16 protein-coding genes and 1 pseudogene are annotated in these 19,694 nt (G+C 68.3%); 2 read left to right on the top strand and 15 right to left on the bottom strand.

Going from position 1 to position 19,694, the window contains the following annotated elements; translation table 11 throughout:
- Positions 1–161 precede the first annotated feature (161 nt).
- From fabG to QYS60_RS01885, 3 genes and pseudogenes are all read right to left on the bottom strand, one after another.
- Positions 162–890: a 3-oxoacyl-ACP reductase FabG gene (gene fabG, locus QYS60_RS01895; RefSeq protein WP_371382262.1), complete on the bottom strand. Its 729-nt coding sequence runs from the start codon at positions 888–890 to the stop codon at positions 162–164.
- A 43-nt stretch (positions 891–933) separates the two neighbouring features.
- Positions 934–2,148, bottom strand: a complete 1,215-nt coding sequence (locus QYS60_RS01890; protein WP_371382261.1) for a CaiB/BaiF CoA transferase family protein — start codon at positions 2,146–2,148, stop codon at positions 934–936.
- Positions 2,148–3,323, bottom strand: a pseudogene (locus QYS60_RS01885) (acyl-CoA dehydrogenase family protein). The gene QYS60_RS01890 and the pseudogene QYS60_RS01885 overlap by 1 nt, the downstream one beginning before the upstream one ends.
- 92 nt (positions 3,324–3,415) lie before the next feature.
- On the opposite strand from QYS60_RS01885, the gene QYS60_RS01880 reads away from it, so the two are divergent.
- Entirely contained in the window at positions 3,416–4,315 is a 900-nt protein-coding gene (locus tag QYS60_RS01880) for a LysR substrate-binding domain-containing protein (protein ID WP_371382260.1), read from the top strand.
- 175 nt (positions 4,316–4,490) lie between these two features.
- Positions 4,491–7,526, top strand: coding sequence for an NAD-glutamate dehydrogenase domain-containing protein (locus QYS60_RS01875; protein ID WP_371382259.1), 3,036 nt, complete (start codon positions 4,491–4,493; stop codon positions 7,524–7,526).
- Between the two features lie 137 nt (positions 7,527–7,663).
- On the opposite strand, the gene QYS60_RS01870 is transcribed toward QYS60_RS01875, so the two are convergent.
- The 12 genes from QYS60_RS01870 to QYS60_RS01815 all read right to left on the bottom strand — a co-directional run bounded on the left by QYS60_RS01870 (position 7,664) and on the right by QYS60_RS01815 (position 19,677).
- Positions 7,664–8,527 carry an IclR family transcriptional regulator gene (locus QYS60_RS01870; RefSeq protein WP_371382258.1) on the bottom strand — a complete coding sequence of 288 codons (864 nt, stop codon included), beginning with the start codon at positions 8,525–8,527 and terminating at the stop codon, positions 7,664–7,666.
- 398 nt (positions 8,528–8,925) lie between these two features.
- Positions 8,926–10,548, bottom strand: a complete 1,623-nt coding sequence (locus QYS60_RS01865; protein ID WP_371382257.1) for a flavin-containing monooxygenase — start codon at positions 10,546–10,548, stop codon at positions 8,926–8,928.
- Positions 10,545–11,372, bottom strand: a complete 828-nt coding sequence (locus QYS60_RS01860) for an SDR family oxidoreductase (protein ID WP_371382256.1) — start codon at positions 11,370–11,372, stop codon at positions 10,545–10,547. The genes QYS60_RS01865 and QYS60_RS01860 overlap by 4 nt, the downstream gene beginning before the upstream one ends.
- Positions 11,369–12,169, bottom strand: a complete 801-nt coding sequence (locus QYS60_RS01855) for a mycofactocin-coupled SDR family oxidoreductase (RefSeq protein WP_371382255.1) — start codon at positions 12,167–12,169, stop codon at positions 11,369–11,371. Before QYS60_RS01855 ends, QYS60_RS01860 begins: the two co-directional genes overlap by 4 nt.
- Before the next feature lie 14 nt (positions 12,170–12,183).
- Positions 12,184–12,606 (bottom strand): Zn-ribbon domain-containing OB-fold protein, encoded by a 423-nt coding sequence (locus QYS60_RS01850; protein WP_371382254.1) that lies wholly within the window; start codon positions 12,604–12,606, stop codon positions 12,184–12,186.
- 2 nt (positions 12,607–12,608) lie between these two features.
- Positions 12,609–13,811, bottom strand: a complete 1,203-nt coding sequence (locus tag QYS60_RS01845; protein WP_371382253.1) for a thiolase family protein — start codon at positions 13,809–13,811, stop codon at positions 12,609–12,611.
- The gene (locus QYS60_RS01840; protein ID WP_371382303.1) at positions 13,808–14,251 is read right to left on the bottom strand and encodes a MaoC/PaaZ C-terminal domain-containing protein; all 444 of its coding nucleotides are present in this window, start codon (positions 14,249–14,251) and stop codon (positions 13,808–13,810) included. Before QYS60_RS01840 ends, QYS60_RS01845 begins: the two co-directional genes overlap by 4 nt.
- 29 nt (positions 14,252–14,280) lie before the next feature.
- On the bottom strand, positions 14,281–14,787 hold the full coding sequence (locus tag QYS60_RS01835; RefSeq protein WP_371382252.1) for a MaoC family dehydratase: 507 nt from the start codon (positions 14,785–14,787) through the stop codon (positions 14,281–14,283).
- A 59-nt stretch (positions 14,788–14,846) separates the two neighbouring features.
- Entirely contained in the window at positions 14,847–16,118 is a 1,272-nt protein-coding gene (locus QYS60_RS01830) for a CaiB/BaiF CoA transferase family protein (RefSeq protein ID WP_371382251.1), read from the bottom strand.
- A complete protein-coding gene (locus QYS60_RS01825; protein ID WP_371382250.1) occupies positions 16,115–17,329 on the bottom strand; it encodes a CaiB/BaiF CoA transferase family protein in 1,215 nt (404 codons plus the stop codon). Before QYS60_RS01825 ends, QYS60_RS01830 begins: the two co-directional genes overlap by 4 nt.
- Positions 17,319–18,461 carry an acyl-CoA dehydrogenase family protein gene (locus tag QYS60_RS01820; protein WP_371382249.1) on the bottom strand — a complete coding sequence of 381 codons (1,143 nt, stop codon included), beginning with the start codon at positions 18,459–18,461 and terminating at the stop codon, positions 17,319–17,321. Before QYS60_RS01820 ends, QYS60_RS01825 begins: the two co-directional genes overlap by 11 nt.
- 37 nt (positions 18,462–18,498) lie before the next feature.
- Positions 18,499–19,677, bottom strand: coding sequence for an acyl-CoA dehydrogenase family protein (locus tag QYS60_RS01815; protein WP_371382248.1), 1,179 nt, complete (start codon positions 19,675–19,677; stop codon positions 18,499–18,501).
- Positions 19,678–19,694: the final 17 nt, after the last annotated feature.

The raw sequence follows: 19,694 nt of genomic DNA, 5'->3' as shown, positions 1-19,694 counted from the left end.
TTCCATTATTGTGTGCGTCACACCGCACGGGGTGTTCCGATTCGGCACACGGCTGAATACCGGCATCCCGGCCGTCGAACGCTGCTGCAAGGGCTCGACCGAAGCTGTGACGCCGGCCGGAACCCTCACTCCGTCGCTGCCTGGGCGCAGACGGCACCCGTCTACATGTAGCGCCCGCCGGTCACCTCGGCGACGGTGCCGGTCATGTACGACGACAGGTCCGAGGCGTAGAAGAGTGCGACGGAAGCGATCTCCTCCGGCTCGCCGGCTCGCTGCATGGGGATCTCGGACATCTTCTGATCCCATGCCTTCTGCGGCATCGCTTCGGTCATGGCCGTGCGGATGAGCCCGGGCTGGATGACGTTGATCCGCACGCCCAGGTGGGCTACTTCCTTGGCGGCCGCCTTGGACAGGCCCACGATGCCGGCCTTGGCCGCGGAATAGTTCGTCTGGCCGACGAACCCGACCTTGCCGGAGATCGAGGACAGGTTGACGATCGATCCGCCGCCCGACTCCCGCATAATGCCGGCGGCCTGACGAGTACCGTTCCAGCACCCGCGCAGGTGAACCTGGATGACGTCGTCGAACTGCTGCTCGGTCATCTTCCGCATGGTCGCGTCCCGGGTGATGCCGGCGTTGTTGACCATGACGTCGAGGGAGCCGAACGAGTCCACGGCGGCGTCGAGGAGGCGCGCCACGTCCTCGGACGAGGTGACGTTGCACCGGACACCGAGTGCGTCTGCGCTCAGTGAGGCCGCGGCGTCCTTCGCCTTCGCCTCGTCGAGATCGCCGAGGACGACTCGGGCGCCGTGGTCGGCGAAGGTGCGGGCGATCGCGAGCCCGATGCCCTGGGCGCCTCCCGTGATCACGGCGGTGCGGCCTGTCAGCATGATGGTCCTTTCCTGGTGGCCCGAGGTGGTCGAGCCGTACGTGCTATCGGGTGGGGGCGGGGTGGAAACGGTCGGCCTGCAGGGCGATACCCCCGGCGATGGTGGCGTCAGCGGTCTCGGCGTCCATTCCGGATTCCACGAGCAGCGCGTGGGTGTGCTGACCGAGCGCCGGAACGTCACCCATGCGTGCTTCGACGTCCGCGAACGTCACCGGGGGCAGCAGGGCCTCGACCGGCGCGTGTTCGGTGCCGACGGTGCGCCAGCGGTTGCGGGCCCGCAGCTGCGGATGCGCGACGACCTGATCGAGTTGCTTGACCTGCGCCGCGGGGATGCCGGCGGCGGCGAGCCTCGCGTCCAGGTCCGCGGTCGACCAGCGGACGGTGCGCGCCGCGACGAGCGCGTCGCATTCGGATCTGTTCCGCACGCGCTGGACGTTGGTGACGAAGCGTGGGTCGTCGGCCAGCTCGGGGACCTCGAGGACATCGGTGACCAGGGCGCGCCACCCGCCGTCGCTCTGCACGCCGATCAGCACCTCGCCGTCGCGGGTGGGGAACGCGTCATAGGGGGCGATGGAGGTGTGGCTCAGCCCCATCCGCGGGGGCTGGCTGCCGGTGTGCATCTGCGTGTACATCGCATGGCCCATCCACTCGACGGTGGATTCGAGCATGGACACGTCGATCACGGCGCCCTCCCCGGTGCGTCCCCGGCGCAGCAGGGCCGCCAGGACCGCCTGGGCGCAGTACATGCCCGAGGCGATGTCCGCGGTCGGGATGCCGGTCTTCACAGCCGTCTCGGGGGTTCCCGTGATCGAGATCAGTCCCGCCTCGGCCTGGATGAGCATGTCGTACGCCTTGCGCTGCTCCATCGGACCGCCGGTGCCGAAACCGGAGAGGTTCACCACGATCAGCTCGGGATGGTTCGCCCGCAACTGCCGGGCACCGAGTCCGAGCCGCTCTGTGGCCCCGGGTGCGAGGTTCTGGACGAACACGTCGGCGCGATCGACGAGGCGGCGGACCGCTGCGCACCCCTCGGCGCTCTTGAGGTCGACCGCGATCGACTCCTTGCCCCGGTTGAGCCACACGAAATGTGCACCGGTGCCGTGCACGACGTGGTCGTACCCGCGGGCGAGGTCGCCGCCGTCCGTGCGCTCGACCTTGATCACCCGGGCGCCCAGATCGGCGAGGTTCCGGGTGGACAGGGGCGCGGCCACGGCCTGTTCGAGAGCGACGACGGTGACGCCGTCGAGGGGAAGAGTCATCACGCCTGCCTCTGGGCCTGCTTGACGAGTCCGCCGCCGATGATCAGGCGCTGGATCTCGCTGGTGCCCTCGTACAGGCGAAGCAGCCGCACGTCGCGGTAGATCCGCTCGACCGGCACCTCCCGCATGTAGCCGCTGCCACCGTGGATCTGCACCGCCAGGTCGGCGACCTTGCCGACCATCTCGGTGCAGTACAGCTTGGCCACCGACGGCGCGATCCGCCGGTCGGTGTTCTCCACCCACGCGCGCGCCGCGTCGCGCACCAGCGCCCGCCCGGCCATCACGCCGGTCTGCTGATCGGCGAGCATCGCCTGCACCAGCTGGAAGTTCCCGATCGGGGTGCCACCCTGAGTCACAGCAGCCGCATAGGCCACCGATTCGTCGAGAGCGCGCTGGGCCTGACCGACCGACAGTGCGGCGATGTGCACCCGGCCCCTGGCGAGCGAGATCATCGCGGCCTTGTACCCGACGTCCTCGCTGCCGCCGACCAGCGCCGAGGCCGGAACCCGCACCTGGTCGAAGTGCACGTCCGCGGTCCAGGCCCCCTCCTGGCCCATCTTGGCGTCCTTGTTGCCCACCGTCACGCCCTCGGCGTCGGCCGGGACGAGGAACACCGCGATGCCGGTGCCGTTCTCGTCGGCCGGGCGGGTGCGGGCGAACACGACGAACAGGTCCGCGATGGGGGCGTTGGTGATGAACCGCTTCTCCCCGGTGAGCACCCAGTCGTCGCCGTCGCGCACGGCCTTGGTGCGCAGCCCGGCCGGGTTCGAGCCGGCGCCGGGCTCGGTGAGGGCGAAGGACGCCACGACGTCACCCGAGGCGATACCCACGAGCCACTGCTTCTTCTGCTCGTCGGTCCCGAAGATGACCAGCACCTGACCCGCGATGCATTTGTTTGTGCCGAACATCTAACGCAGCGACAGTGTGGAGTAGCCCAGTTCCATCGCCAGTTCGGCGTCCTGCATCAGGTTCAGGCCCAGACCGCCCCATTCTTGCGGGATGGCGTAGCCGAACAGGCCCATCTCCTTCACTGCGGCGCGGATGTCGTCGGGGATCGCGTTGGTCTCGGCGATCTCCTGTTCCCGCGGGACCACGCGAGTGCGGACGAACTCTCTGACGTGCCCGAGGATGTCGCCGAAGACGTCGTCGGGAACTTCCTGATCGGTGATGTGCATGTACTCACTATGGCGCCGCGATTATGATCGGTCCAATACTTAATTGGTCGTTCTGATATATCGGAATCGCAATGATTCGAGAGGTGGGCGTCGTGGACATCGCACAGCTTCGGGCCTTCCTGGCCGTCGCCGAGGAGCTCCACTTCGGCCGGGCCGCCGAGAGACTCCATGTCGCCCAGCCCCCGCTGAGCCGCACGATCAAACAACTCGAACGCGAACTCGGCACCGTGCTGTTCGATCGCAACACCCGATCGGTGAAGCTCACCGCGAGCGGAGAGGCCCTCGTCGACCCTGCGCGGGAAGTGCTCGACGCCCTGCGCCGTGCCGAGGCGTCGGTCCGCTCGGCCGACGACGGCGAGGTCGGCCTCGTCCGCATCGCCTTCGCCGGCGTGTCGACCCATCAACTCGTCGCCCGGCTCGCCCGGGTGGTGCGGTCCCAGCGGCCCGGCATCCGACTCGAGCTCTCCAGCCAGAACTTCGCCCAACCGGCAATGAAGAAGCTCGTGGACGGCGACACCGACCTCGCCCTGGGACGCTGGGACATCATCCCCGCCGAGATCTCCGCGCGCGTCGTGATGCCGGACTCGCTCGTCGTCGCACTGCCCGGTACCCACCCGCTGGCCGGCGCACGTCGCTTGTCGATCACCCAGCTTGCCGCGGAGAGCTTCGTCTCGCTTCCGCCCCACGAGGGCGCGGTCCTGCCGGACCGACTGCGGCAGCTCTCCCATGCCGGCGGTTTCGTCGCCGACGTCGTCCAGGTCGCCCCCGATACGCAGACGGCTCTGGCGCTGGTCAGTGCCGAGGTCGGGTGCCACCTGACGCTCGCGTCCGTGGCGCACAACGTCACCGATCCCCATGTCGTGTTCGTTCCGATCGACGAGTCGACGCCCGACGTCGACCTGCGCGTGGCGTGGCGACGTGACGACAGCAATCCCGCGCTGCACGTGGTGCTGAAGGTGGTGCTCGGGTTCACCGAGACCGCGATCGAATGACGGTCCTGCCGGACGAGAGCAGTCGCCGCGGCTGGACGCTGCCCGGACAGTGGCGGTCGCCGCCCACTCCGAATCGGCGGTTCGCGATACCCCGCCCGCTCCATTTCGGCCCTGCCCTGCCGGGGTGCGCCGGCGGCAGACTCGCCTCATCGCCGCCGCCCCGGAAAGGACCCCCGTGAGCGCCCCCTCCCTGTCCCAGCACACGACGACCCTGCGTTTCCTCGATCCTGCCGACGGCACTCCGCTCGGCTGTGTCGCGACCTGGCCGGACCACCGGTTCACCCTCACCGACGTCGTCGACGTCCTGCGGCGCTTCGGCCTCCACGTGAGCGATCACCGGCCGCTGGGTGAGCCGGGGACGCACCACTTCACGATCGCGCCGTCCGCGACCGCCGCTCCGGATCCCGAGGTACTCGAGCTGATCGCGGACGCGTTCGTCGCGGCCACCGAGGGCCGCACCGAGATCGACGACTTCTCGATGCTCGTTCTGCAGGAAGGCATCTCGTGGCGGTGGGTCGACTTCGTCCGGGCGGCCGTCCGGTTCCTGGCCCAGGCGGGGATCGGCCTGTCCCCGGCGTACATGCTCGGTTGCCTGACGGCCACTCCCGGCTTCGCGGCGGACCTCGCCGCGCTGTTCGACGCCCGGTTCCGGCCCGGACTGCCCGACCGGGACCGCGCCGCCGCCGCCACGGCCGCGGCGGTGGCCGGCCACATCGATCGCGCCGCGACATTCGACCTCGACCGGACCCTGCGAGGGCTGCGCTCGTTCGTGGACGCGACCCTGCGTACCAACTGGTTCCAGAGCGGGGGCGCCAAACCGTACGCGTCGTTCAAGCTCGATCCGTCCGCGCTGAGCGTCGGCGGTGCGGTCGTGCCGATGCGGGAGATCTACGTCCACTCCCCCGACGTCGAGGGTGTGCACGTGCGGGCCGAGCTCGTCGCGCGGGGCGGGCTCCGCTTCTCGGAGCGTCCGGAGGACTACCGCACCGAGGTCCTCGGGTTGATGGCGACCCAGGCCGTCAAGAACGCGCCCATCGTCCCCGGCGGCGCGAAGGGCGCGTTCGTGATCCGGCCCGGCTCCGGCGCGGACCTCACCACCGCCTACACCACGTTCGTGCGCGGCCTGCTCGACGTCGTCGACAACATCGTCGACGGATTACCCGTCACCCCGCCCGACACCGTCGCCTACGACGGTGTCGACGCCTACCTGGTGGTCGCCGCCGACAAAGGCACCGCCCGCATGTCCGACACCGCCAATGCCGTTGCCGCCGAATACGGTTACTGGCTCGGCGACGCCTTCGCCTCGGGCGGCTCGGCCGGCTACGACCACAAGGCCATGGGCATCACCGCCCGCGGCGCGTGGGTGGCCGTGCGGCACCGCTTCGCCGAACTCGGCCACGACGTCGACACGCAGACCTTCACCGTCGCGGGCATCGGCGACATGTCGGGTGACGTCTTCGGCAACGGCATGCTGCTCAGCGACCGCATCCGCCTCGTCGCCGCGTTCGACCACCGGCACATCTTCCTCGACCCCGACCCGGACCCGGCCGCTTCCCACCGCGAGCGCGCCCGGCTGTTCGGGCTGCCGCGATCGTCCTGGGCCGACTACGACCCCGCGGTGATCTCGGCGGGCGGCGGCGTGTGGCCGCGCACCGCCAAGTCCGTGCCGCTGTCCGCGCCCGCCCGCGCCGCCCTCGGGACCGACGCCGAGACGCTGACCCCCGACGAGCTGATCGCGACCGTCCTTCGCGCGCCCGTGGACCTGCTGTGGAACGGCGGTGTCGGCACGTACGTGAAGGCCTCCGGCGAAACGCACGGCGACGCCGCCGATCCCGCCAACGACCGCGTCCGGGTCGACGCCCGCGACGTGCGGGCCCGCATCGTCGGGGAGGGCGGCAACCTCGGCTTCACCCGCGCCGCCCGCATCGAGTACGCGCGCTGCGGCGGCCGCTGCGACGGCGACTTCATCGACAACGCCGCCGGCGTCGCCACCTCCGACCGGGAGGTCAACATCAAGATCGCGGTCGACCGTGCGGTGGCGGCCGGAACACTGGCGCCCGGGAACCGGGAGAAGCTGCTCGCCGCGGTGACCGACGACGTGGCCGCGGCGGTGCTCACGGCCTCCCGTGATCAGGTGCTCGCCCTGGGATGCAGCGAGCACGACGCCCCGGCGCTGCTCACCCAGCACGAACGCCTGATCGACGACCTGGCGCGGGCCGGCCGGATCCCCCGGAGCGACGACAGTCTGCCCACCGCGGACGAGATCCGGAAGCGGCGGCGAGCGGGCACCGGCCTGCTGCGACCGGAGCTGGCGGTGCTGCTGGCGCAGTCGAAGAACGTCGTCGCGAGCGAGCTGGCCGCGTCGTCGCTGCCGGACTCCCCCGCCTGCGCCCCGTGGGCCGAGGCCTACTTCCCCGCCGAGATCGCCGCCCGCGCCGGAAGCGGCGTGGCCGAGCACCCCCTGCGCCGGGAGATCGTCGTCGCGTCACTCGCGGACGAGCTCGTCAACCGGCTCGGCCCCGGCGCCCTGTACCGGTTCGAGGAACGGTTCGGCGCCGCCACCGAGGACTCGGCGCGCGCCTACGTGGTGGTCAGCCGGGTGCTGCACACCGAGGACATCCGGGCCCGGATCCTCGCGGACGGGTCCGACGCACGCAGTACGGTGGCGGAGCTGAGCGCGCTCGCGCGCGTCGTCGAGGCCGAGATGACCTGGTTGCTGCGCCACACCGCGCGCCGAACGCTCCGCGATGTGCTCGCAGGGACGGGCGACGAGACGGACACGCCGGAGGCTCTCGTCGCGCTCTTCGCCGCACCCGTCGCCGAGGCACTGGGCGAGCGACCCTCCGCCGAGGACTGCCGCGGCGCGTTCGCGAACGCCGCGGTGGCGCTGCGCCTGGGCATCGATCCCACCCGCGTCGCCGTAGCCCGCGACGAAGTGGTCGAAATCCTCCACATTCGTTGGCTCCTCGACGGTTTCGTGACCCGGGTGCGCGGGCCGTACTGGGAGGCCATGGGTGCGGCGGCCCTGCGCGACGAGATCGCCGACCGCCTCGACGCGCTCGTCGTCACCACGCTCGACGGCAGTGCCGCGGATCTGCCCGATCGAGCGCACCGGCTCGTGCGGCTCCTCGACCGGCTCCGCGGCGAGGACGCGGTGGACACCGCCCGGCTCGCCGTGATCGCCGGGGAGCTGCGCCTGCTCGACCGTTGACATGCGGGTATGTACGGTGCGGCGCGATGCCGATGTACCTCTCGGGTCGACGATCCCGAAGTGTACACATGCATCGGCCGCGCGTACGCCGGCATCGATCCGAACCGATCGAGCCGTCGTCCAGCGTCACCGTCTCTCTACGGGCGCGGGCGGACACCGGCGATTCTCCGTGCGCCAGCGTCTGTCCGCGCGGGCCCGCACGATTCGCTGGATCTGCGCGTCGATCCGAGTTCCAAATGCAGGGTTTCGGCGATCGCACGTGCGGCGTCGAGGACCAACGGTGCGACATGTTCGAGGGGTGCAGATCGGGCATCGCCGCACAGGGAGAGTGCGGCGACCGGACCTTCACTACCGTGAACTGCGGTGCCGACACAGCCGATTCCGGGAAATACCTCTTCTCTTTCGATTGCGATACCGCGACGCTGTCGAATCCGATGCAGTTCCTGATGCAGGACAGAGACGGAGTTGATGGTGTTTGCAGTGGATCTCACCATTCGGCCCGCGCACTCGGCATGTACCTGTTCAGGGTCGATGCACGCGAGGAGAGCCTTGCCTGCCGCAGTGGCGTGTGCCGGTAATCGCCCTCCGACGCGTGACGGAACCGCGTTGGCTGCCCGGCCACCGATCTTATCGAGATACAGGACATGGCGACCGTCGAGGACGGACAAGTGTACGACCATCTTCGTTTGAATGTGCAGTTCGTGCAGCACGGGCGCTGCGACCTTCCGAATCTCGGTGTGGACCGCGTTCCCTGAAATGGCCAGCGCCCTGCGTCCCAGTCGGTAGCCGCAGGAAGTGTGCTCGACCCAGTGGAGTTCGGCAAGAGAGTTCAGGATCCGGTGCGTCGTCGATCGCGGAATCCCGGTCCGGTGTACGACATCCTCCAATGGGAGCCGGGCCGAAGGGCTGCCGAACGCATCGAGGATCGATGTCACTCGCTCGATCATCGAGGACGGGGGATTGCGTCCGGCACTGCGGGTGTGTCCGTCTACCGTAGTCATGACAATGACAACTCCTGAACATGGCAGAATCGCGCACGGTCCATTTCGATCGATGTCGACTATTTTCCGATGTCGAATACGTGCAGTGCAGTGGGGCGTCCCGCGGTGGCGATGTTCCGGTCCGCACTGACCGGGACGACGCGCGGCCGGTCGAGGTGCCTACGGCCCGTTCCCGGGTCGGACCGCACGCCGCTGTAATCGTCTCCCGAAACTGTTTCCGCCGCTGTCGCTCTCGCGGCAGAGTCGCCTGGCGCGAGAGCGCGCGCCGGTCGGGCTGCTGCACGGGCTTTTCGGGAGAAGATTCGCATTAACGACGCCGTCCGATGTCGAGCCCCCGAGCGTGTCGAGAAGCCATGCGAGACGTGCCGCACCCGGGCAGCCATCTCTGCGCGTAGCTGCTACGCCCGGTCCGGGGTCTCAGCACTGGGGGTCAGCTCGAACCCCTTGTAGCCTGCTGCGGCCGCCTCCGCAATCTTCCGACCGTAGTTGCCGAACCCTCCGGCATACAGCATGAACACACGCGGTTTACCCTCGATGTTGGCCCCCATATACCACGAGTTTCCCTGCGGAAACAGAGTCTTTGCGGCGACGGCGGCGCACTCCGCCATCCAGTCCGATACGGCCCGTTCGTCGGGTTCCATGCTCGCGTAGCCGTTGGCGTCCAGGTACGCGATGGCGTCTGAGATCCAGTTGATGTGCTGCTCGGAGCCCAGCACCATGTTCGCCAGTACGCCTGGACTGCCGGGACCGGTGACCAGGAACAGATTGGGAAAGCCGGCCGCGGCGATGCCGTAGAGCGTTTGCGGTCCGGCCTTCCATTCCTCGCGGAGTAACGCCTCGCGGCGGCCGCGGATGTCGATGCGGTCTAGCGAACCGGTGATCGCGTCGAAGCCCGTGGCGAACACGATCGCATCGAGGTCGTAGTGCGCGCCGGTCGTCGCGATGCCGGTTTCGTCGATTGCGACGATGGGTGTTTCGCGCAGGTCGACCAGCGTGACGTTGTCCCGGTTGTAGGTCTCGAAGTAGCCGGAGTCGGTGACGATCCGCTTGGTTCCGATGGGATGGTCCGTCGGGATCAGTGCGTCGGCCACCGCCGGATCCTTGACGACCGCGCGGATCTTTCGTTCCGCGAACTCGCGGGCGAGGCGGTTGGCTTCGATGTCGGTCATCTGGTCGGAGAACGTCTTTCCGAACAAGACACCACCTTTCTGCCAGTACTGCTCGAATTCCGCCTCACGCTCGGCCGCCGGCACCTCGAGTGCGCTCTTGGGGTTCGGCTCGAAGGGCGAGCCACCGCCGCTGAGCCACGATTTGCGTCGTCGCTCGGCGTAACTCGACTTCAGCTCGCGGCGCGTGGCCTCGTCCAGTGGGCGATTGCTCGCGGGGACCGAAAAGTTCGGAGTGCGCTGGAACACGTGCAAGCTCGCCGCTTGCTCGGCGATGATCGGGATGGACTGGATGCCCGAAGACCCGGTGCCGATCACTCCGACCCGTTTGCCGGTGAAGTCCACCCCGCTGTGCGGCCAGGCGCCTGTGTGCAGGAGCTCACCACCGAAACTGTCGCGGCCCGGGATGTTCGGCATGTTGGTCGTGGACAGGGCACCGGTGGCCAATACGCAGAATCGCGCGGTCACCTCGTCCCCCTGGTCGGTGACGACGAGCCAGGTGCTTGCGTCCTCGTCGAATGTTGCGGACACCACGCGGGTGTCGAAGGTGAAATCCCGGCGCAGGTCGAATCGGTCCGCCACGTGCTCGAGATAGGCCAGTATCTCCCCCTGGGTGGCGTAGCGTTCGGACCAGTCCCACTCCTGCTGCAAGCTCTCGTCGAAGGAATAGGAGTAGTCCACGCTTTCCACATCGCAGCGCGCGCCCGGATACCGGTTGAAGTACCAGGTTCCGCCGACCCCGGAGGCCGCCTCGAAACCCTGCACACTCAGGCCCTGGCCACGCAACTTGTGCATTGCGTAGAGCCCAGCGAGGCCTGCGCCGACTACTACCACGTCCACATCCGATTTCGTCATCCTGATCCGTCCTTGTGAAGTTGCCTGGTCGAAAGCTGAAGTTGCCGCCGTATTCCGATCGATTCGTCAGCGGGTAGCGCATTGTTCCGGCAGTGGCCGACGTCGACGGGCAACACGACTCCGGTGATGCCGCGAGCCTCGTCGGAGGCGAGGAAGAGACTGGCGTTTGCGATCTCACGCCGACCCGGTATTGCGTCCGGATCGTGCGTGAGGTCGTGGCTCGCGTTCGAACGATGCACCGTGTTGACCCGGATATCCTTCGGTGCAAGCTCTTTCGCCAGCGTGCGCATCAGACCGACCACACCGTGCTCGGCGGCCGCGCGATGTCCTCCGCCGGCCGTCCCACGCAGGCCCGCGTCCGAGCCGGTCAGCACGATGGAGCCGCCTACGCCATCGGACGCCAGCATATGTGGGATCGCCGCCTTGCAGGTCTTCCACACGCCGGTGAGATGGACGTCGAGCATCGTCTGCCAGACCACTGACGGCAGCTCGACGATGTTTCCGGCCGAGCCGATTTCGGTCGTGGTGCAGACGATGTCGAGTCGACCCAGCGATGCCACGCCCTGCGCGAGTGCCGCGTCGAGCGCCTTCTGGTCGCGCACATCGACATCGACGGCGAAGGCACGGCGTCCCAGCGCCTCGATCTGCCGGACGGTCTCCGCCAGGTCCGCACGCGAGACCTCCGGTGTGGTCGAGCCCCCGGCGCAACAGTCCAGCACGATCAGGTCCGCGCCTTCCTCCGCGAACCGCACCGCCTGGGTGCGTCCGATTCCTCGTGCTCCGCCGGCGATCAGTGCCGACCGACCTGACAATCGTCCGCTCACGAGGCCCTCTTCTCCGTCGACCCGGCGTCGACGACCAGCTGCGTGCCGGTGATGTATCGGGCCTCGTCCGAGGCCAGGAACAGCACCGCGTTGCTCACATCCACCGATTCGACCCAGGGCACCGGCAGTAGATGCCGGGCTGCGAGCACGTCGACGATGTCCTCGGCTCTCGGGTCCGACAGGTCCGGCCGCAGTCGCGCGAACGTGGTCGGGTTGAGTGTCATCGCTGTGTCGACCGCGCCGGGGTGCACGGTGTTGACCCGAATGGACCGCTCGCCCAGCTCCCGCGCCAGCGTGCGGGCCAGCCCGACTACTGCGTGCTTGGCGGCGCTGTAGTGCGCCGCTCCGGGTGCCGCACCGAGGCCGGCGGTGGAGCTGATGATGATGACGGAACCGCCTGCGACACTCAACGCCGCGACACCCGCGCGCACAGTGTGCCAGACACCGGTCAGGTTGACGGCTATCGACCGCTCCCACAGGTCCTCGTCGATCGTCCACGACGACCCGACGTTCTCGGTCACGCCCGCGTTCGCGACAACAGTGTCCAGTCGCCCCAGCTCGGCCACGCCCGCATCGGCCGCGGCCGTCGTCGCCACCAGGTCCCGCACGTCCGCAATCGCGGTGAAGATGTGCCGTCCCTGGGCGCGGACCCGCGCGGCCGTCTCGGCCAGGGCGTCCTCGGCGAGGTCGAGCGCTATGATGTCCGCGCCTTCCTGCGCCAGCCGCACCGCGTGCACACGGCCCATTCCCGAGCCGGCACCGGTGATCAGCGCGACCTTGCCCGACATTCGAGACATCTGTGGTCCTTTCGTCAATGCTGCTGGTCAGCCGGGCGGTAGCGCAGGAGGGTGACGCCGCGCTCGGGGTAGTCGCAGAACACCGGCTCGACGCGCATGCCGATACGCAGGTCCTCGGGCGCGACGTCGACGAGCTCCGTGCTCAACCGAGGCCCCACGTCCCACTGGACGACGGCGAGCAGCTGCGGAACGGAATCCGCCCACGGCGGCGCCGTCGGTCGGTCGGCAACCGTGTAGGTGTAGAGGGTGCCGAGACCGTCGATTTCGCGCCACTCCAGGTCGTCGGCCAGGGTTCTCGGTGCCAGCACCCGCGGGTAGAACACGTACTCCTGCGAGGTCGGCGAGTATTGGATCCGAATCCGGTGCTCGCGCAGGCTGTCCCAGAACGGTGCGGTGACCGGGGTCGGCTCGGGGAACGGCTTGTCCGCGTTGCTCATGCTCACGCTCCTTGCAGGATCAACGCGACCTGCTCGCTCATGATCCCGCCGTTGCCGGTGACGAAGGCGGTGTTGCAGTTCTCGACCTGGGCGTCGCCCGCTCGTCCCATCAGTTGCCGTACGCCGTCGCACACATGGTGCATGCCGCCCGCCATGCCGGCTTGCCCGAACGAAAGTTGACCGCCCGCAGTGTTCAGCGGAAAGTTGCCCCGGAAGGTGAGGTCGTGTTGCTTGACCCACTCCATGCCGGTGCCTTTCTCACAGAACCCCGCGTCCTCGAGGCTCATCAGCACGGTGATCGTGTAGCAGTCGTAGATCGACGCCATGTCGATGTCGGAGCGCTGCAGGCCCGCCATCGAGAACGCCATGTCCGCCGCCTGCTCGATCGGCGTGCGCACCATGTCTTCGGCGTAGGTGGGGGTCTTGAACGAGATGCGCTCGCCGAAACCCGTGACCCACACGGGGCGGTTTCTCGACTTGCGCGCCAAGTCGGCGGCGGCGACGACCACGCCGGCCCCGCCCTGCACCCGCATGACGACCTCGAGCATCCGGAGGGGATCCGCGACCATCGGGCTGGCGAGCACGTCGTCGAGGGTGATCGGCTTCCCGTGGAACACCGCGCCGGGAGTAGCGCACGCGTTGGCCCGCTGGTCGACGGCGATCTTCGCGGTCGCCGCCGGGTCGTAGCCGAACTCGGCGGCGTAGCGCCGGGCGATCTGCGCGTACGGCGCGTTCTGCCCGAGGTTACCGTAGGGAATCTCGAACTCGGCCTGCGGCGACCCGAAGTTGTTACTCGACGCACCGAAGTAGCCCGGATCCTCGGCCGGCCGTTGCTGCGAGCGCGGCAACATGTAGGAGCCGGGGACGATCACCAGCACGGCCTCGCACAGACCCAGCTCCACCGCGGCCGCCGCGCGCCAGACCATGCCGGCTGCGGTCGCGCCGCCGAGGTCCACTCGCTCGCCGAAATTCAGCGGCAGGCCGAGATACTCCGAGAGCGTGGCCGGGACGAACATGTCCGACTCGGCCAAGCCGTGCGCGACGATCCCGTCGATCCGCGACGCGTCGATGCCAGCGTCGACGATCGCCATCTTCGACAGCGTCGCCCACTGCTCGATCGTGAACTGCTCGGGCCGGGTCTGCTTGCGCTGCGCGGGCAGCTCACAGAAGCCGATGATCGCGGCACCGCCGCGCAGGCCGCTCACCGCTGCCCCGCACTGCGACGCGGCAGAGCGACGGTGGCGGTACCCGGCATCAGTAGCTCGCCGCCGCGCTCCCCACGGATCTCGAGCTCCACCAGTGCCCGGCCGTCCTCCACCCGCTTACCGGTGACGGTGCCCACGAAGTCGAGTTGTTCGCCGGCGAAGGCCACCGCCCGGTTCTGCGCGGAGTAGGTCACCAGGGTCCCGGCGCCGCCGATCCAGTCGGTCACCGCCCGCGCCAGCAGTGCGGCCTGCAACGGACCCTGGACCAACGGCGCCGGGTAGCCCTCGACGTCGACCGCCCAGGATCTGTCGTAGTGGATCCGGTGCGCGTTGTAGGTCGCGGCGCTGAACAGGAACATCTGGGTCTGATCCACGGTTGTGCGCAGCGTGGTGATCCGGTCACCGACCGCCACATCTTCGAAGTGCACCTGGCCCGCCATCGCGTTCTTCTTCAACTCGATTCCCTCCGTCACGGCCGTGCGATCATCGACGTGGTTGCTGCGGCCACCAGTTCGCGACGCTGGTTGGTGTACTCGGTCTTCCAGGTCACCAGGACGAATCGACCCGAGCGGCCGTGCTTCTCCACGATCGACTCGACCGTACGCACCGAAGTGATCACGTCACCGTCGTAACAGGGGCGCAGGAACGTGGTGCTCTCGCCGCCCGCCATCCGCTTGGGGCACTCGGGGAACACCAGGTTCCCGGATGCGGCTCCCGAGGAACCGTCCGTGCGCAAGGTGTCGAGCGGGGTGACTCCCAAGATGGCGTACTGGACGTAGAGCGGAGGACAGATCATGTCGGCGTAGCCGTGTTCGCGGGCGTAGTCCCCGTCGAAGTACAGCGGGTTGTCCTCGCGAACGGACACGGCCCAGCGCTGCCAGTCCCGCTGGACCACGGCGCCCGTCGCGGTGGCCACCACCGTCCCGACCCGGGCCGCGACGTCCTCCGGGATGAGCGACTCTTCTACTTCCGGCATGGGTTGCCGCCTAACTGTGTTGTGAGCGAGTGCATCGGAATATCGAATCAATCTGATTATCAAGCGATCTGATGGTCGGTGACCAGACCGCGCGCCACCAGATCCGCGTACTTTTCCGCGGAGTAGCCGAGCAGCTTCCGGTAGACGTACTCGTTGTCCTCACCGAAGCCCGGCACTACCCGGCCGAACGCGAGGTCGAAGCCCTCGGCGCGCCACGGCTGGCCGGGGTAGCGGTGGGTGCCAACCGAAGGATGGTTGCGTTCTTGGAACCAGCCGCGCGCAGCCAGGTGCGGGTCCGCCAGCAGCCGGTCCTCGCTCATCACCTCGCCCGCCGGCACGCCGACGTCCTGCAGCTCCTGCACGGCCTGCTCGGCCGGACGCTGCCGGCACCAGCCCGCCAGCACCGCCCGGATCACGGCGGAGTTCTCCGCACGCAGCGCGGCGGTCTCCCCCGTCCCCGCCAGGCCCTCCGGATCGACCAGCGCCGCCAGCACGGCCCAATCGCGATCATCGCGCACCGAGACAGCCAGCCAGCGGTCCTCGTCGGCGGACAGGAACACGTCCTGAAGCATGTGCGAGTCGGTGTTGCCGAGCACCTTCGGGTTCCGGTTGTTCATCTGGTAGTCCAGGATGAACTCGCCGATCTCCGCCATCACCGCCTCCGCCTGCGGGAACTCGACCAGCCCGCCGAGCCCGGTGCGTTCGCGGTCCCACAGTGCAGCCATCACAGCGAATGCGACACCGGCGGGAGCCGCCTCGTCCATGTGGTAGTTCTCCCCGGCCGAATCGGGATCTTCGCCTTCGTACCCGTCCATCGCAGCGATGCCGACGAGCGAGTTGAAGTTCGGCCCGTAGCCCAGGTAGTTGCTCATCGGCCCGCTCATACCCATCGGCGGCATCCGCACGACCACCAGCCGCGGGTTGAGGGCGAGCAGCGTCTCGTGGCCCAGGCCGAGCTTCTCCAGTGTGCCGTTGGAGTTGTTCTCCACCACAACATCGCTGACCTCGAGTAGCGCGATCGCGGCGGCATGCCCCTCGGGGGTCTCGAGGTTCGCGCACGCGGCCAGCTTGTTTCGCGAGTGCCAGTTGAACAGCGCGGTGCGTTCGTACGGGCGCGCGCCCGGGTCCTTGTCCGGGTAGGTGCCGCCGTGATAGCCGGTGGAGGTGATGAGCTCCTTGGTCGTTGTGGCGGAAACCTGCCGACTGGTGCGGTTGTTGCCCTCGAGTCGGATCACTTCGGCGCCCAGGTCGCCCAGCAGCGCCGTGGCGCCGGGCCCGGACCACACGACGGTCAGATCAACGACGCGGATGCCCTCGAGTGGATAGCTCACGTCTTCCTCGTCTTCTTCTTGTTCTGCTCTCGGATCTGGGCACCGTGCTGGTCGAGCAACGGCGCGGCAGTGCGCATCGCGTGGCCGTGGCGCATGCGCCACGGGGCGCCCGTGTAGGTCAGGGTCCCCACGACCGGGTGATCGACCTCGACGAAGGCTCCGCGACCACGGAAGTGGTCGTGGGCCAACAGCTCCGGAATCTCCATGAATGCCGTGACCGGGATCCGCGCCGCCTCACAACGCTCCATCAGGTCCATCTTCGAGTTCGCGAGGCACCAGTCGGTTATGTAGGTCATGAAGTCGTCGCGGTCCTGACCGGCCACGGTCTGCCGGCCGTGGAAGCGCTCACGGAACTGCGGGTCGTCCTCCCCGGCAAGATCGACCAGCCGGTTCCAGAACACCTGATTCGTCACATAGATCATCACGAAGCCGTCGTTGGTGCGGAACGGCCCCGTGAACGTCGCGCCGTGCCGGTGCGGACTGCGCACCCCGCGGGGTGCCACCATCCCCGAGTACGCCGCCGAGAGCAGGTACGATGCACGCCGGTCCGCGCCCGAGAGCAGCACTTCCTGTCCCGACACGTCGATGACGGAACCGACTCCGTTGCGACGGACGCCGAAGAGTCCGGCCATGGTGGCCTCGCCGGCGGTCCTGCCGATCGTGTAGTGCTCGAGCAGACCGGGCTTGCGCAGCGGGGCACGGTCGGCTGCACCGGTGGCGTTCATCGGGCCGCCCGCCGCTTGCAGCACGATGCCGGTGGCTTCGCGGTCCCGGTAAGGACCGTCCTGACCGAAGGCACTGATCCGCGTCACCACGAGACGCGGGTTGCGCGCATGAAGCACATCCGGACCCAGTCCCAGCGACTCCAGGTGCCCGGGCCGGAAGGACTCGACCAGCGCATCGGCGGTCTCGACGAGACCGAGAAGCACTTCTCTGTCGACGGCATCGCGCAGGTCCAGCGCGAGGGATCGCTTGTTGGTGTTCAGGTGCAGGAACAGCGCGCTCGCCTCGGGGTCCGGCACGTCGCTCGGAAACGGACCCCACCGCCGGGTCAGGCTGCCCTCGCCCGGTTTCTCGACCTTCACGACATCCGCGCCGAAGTCGGCGAACAGCTTCGTGGCGTATTCGCCGGCTACCCAGCGGGAGAGGTCGAGCACCCGTAGCCCGGCCAGGGCCTGCGGGCCGGCCGTCGCCGATGTGTCAGCCGACAAGACCGATCTCCTCCTCCAGCCAGCGCGCAGCCACGTCCGCCGTACCGCCGCGGATCTCGGCGACCTTGGCTCGTTCGGACCAGAGGTGCAGGTCGGTCTCGCGGACGTAACCCATGCCGCCGTGCACCTGGTGGGCGTTGAGTGTGGCCCACTTGTAGGCCTCGCTGGCGTGCATCTTCGCGATCGCCACGTTGCGCCCGGCCCGCTCCCCACGCGCGAGCCACCACACCGCCGAGGCGGCGGTCAGTCGTGCGCCCTCGAGCGCGATGTGGATGTCCGCCACGATGTGCTGCACTGCCTGGAAGGAGCCGATCGGCCGCCCGAACTGCTCGCGGGTGCTCACGTACTCGACGGTCCGCTCCAGTACCGCAGCGCCACCGCCGGCCATCTCCACGCATGCCAGCGCGGTAACGACGTCGGCCACCCACTGCAGGTCGCCGAGAGCAAGACCGGTGCCCTCGGTCCCGGCCAGGACACGCTCGTCGGGGACGAAGCAGCCGTCGAGCTCCACCCGGCACTGATGCTCGCCCGCGATCGTGGGCTGACGGGTACTGGACCAACCCGGTCCGCCCGGCTCGACGAGGAAACCGAACATGCGGTCCGGTTCCGCGTCCACGGAGGTGAAGGCGGTCGTGAGCAGAGCCTCGACCAGGTCTGCGTTCTCCACGAACGGCAGCACGCCGTGCAATGTCCACCCCCCATCCGCGCGTGCCGCCCTCAACGTGGGCCGCAACGAGCGGGCGTCGGCCGCGTCCCAGGCACTCACGCCGGCACGCAAGGCACCGCCCGCAAGCATGGGGAGATACCGATCGCACACCTGCGGGGTGCCCAGCCGCTTCAGCGCGATCCCGAAGGCGATGGTGCTGTAGACGACGGATGGACACAGGGCACGCCCCGCCTCCGAATAGAAGATCGCAAGCTCGTTCAGACTCGCGCCGGCGCCGCCGTGCTCCTCGGGTACCGCCAGACCGAAGACGCCGACATCCGCCAGCGCTTTCCACAGCGACTCCGGGAACGACTCGGCGTCGGCGTCCTTCCATTGTCGAATCACCCCGGGTGGGCACTCCTTGGCGAACACCGACCGGAGCATCGACCGCAGTTCCGCCTGCTCTTCCGTAGGGACGAGCCTCATGACTTCCTCCTCGTAACCTTTTCTGCGCAGCCCACGGTCAACGCCCGCCGCGCGGCAAGCCGTGCCCCCGCTGGGCGATCACGTCTCTGAGGACCTCGTTGGTGCCGGCGCCGAACCGCAGGAGCGGCGCGGCCCGATACAGCCGTTCGAACTTTCCGTCCAGCGGCGCGCCCTCGGTGCCTACGGCCAGCACCCCGGCCATGCCGAGCATCTGGGTGCCGATGTCGGAAATCCGCTGGCGCAGCTCGCTGGAGTAGATCTTCTCCACGCTGACCAGGACCGATGGGATAGTGCCGTCCTCCAAGAGGGACGAGGCCTCGAAGCCCATGAGCCGCGCTGCCTCCACCTCCGCGTCGAGTTGCGCGATCCGGCGACGCAGCACCGGGTCGTCGATGGGCCGGCGGCCGTCCGCACGTTCCTGCTCGGCCAGTTCGATCAAATCGTCCACGGAACGCCGTAGGTCTCCGACGTTGGTCAGCGCGCCGCGCTCGAGGTCCAGCGCACCGGTGATGTAGCGCCAGCCCTGGTTCACCTCACCGATCAGATTGGTCGCGGGCACGCGGACGTTGTCGAAGAACGTCTCGTTGGTGCGGTAGTCCGACCAGGCCATGATCGGGCGGACCACCACGCCGGGCGCATCGATCGGCACGATGATCACGGAGATGCCCTTGTGCTTGGGGGCGTCCCGGTCGGTGCGCACACATAACCACTCGTGGGTGACACGCTGGGCCATACTGTTCCAGATCTTGGAACCGTTGATCACCCACTCGTCGCCGTCGAGCACTGCGGTGGCTCGCAAGGCCGCGAGGTCCGTTCCGGCATCAGGCTCGGAATACCCCACTGCACAGGTCATTTCGCCGCGCGCGATGGGAGGAAGAAACTCCTCCTTGTTGCGCCGGGTGCCGTGCCGCATGATCATCGGCGCCACCGATGTCACAGTGAGGTCCGGCCCCGGCACGCCCCAGTACTCGAATTCGCTGACCAGCAGGTGCTGATATACCGCACCCAGTCCTAGACCACCGAATTCCTCGGGCCAGTTGAGCCCGAACCAGCCCCTGTCGCCGATCTTCCTGCGAAATGCTGCGACCTCGCCGCCGAGGAGTTCGATGTCGTGCTCCGCCATCTCGGCTCGCAGCTCTGGGGTGACATTCTCGCGGAGAAACGCGCGTACCTCCTCGAGCCAGAGCTTCTGGTCGGTGTCCAATTGGAAATCCATGCCTCACAGCTTTCGAT

Origin of the sequence: Rhodococcus sp. GXMU-t2271, from assembly GCF_041414735.1 — a bacterium.
Classification (GTDB): Bacteria; Actinomycetota; Actinomycetes; order Mycobacteriales; family Mycobacteriaceae; genus Rhodococcus; species Rhodococcus indonesiensis.
Note: the sequence above shows the minus strand (reverse complement) of the source record. Positions and strands in the feature narration are given on the sequence as shown.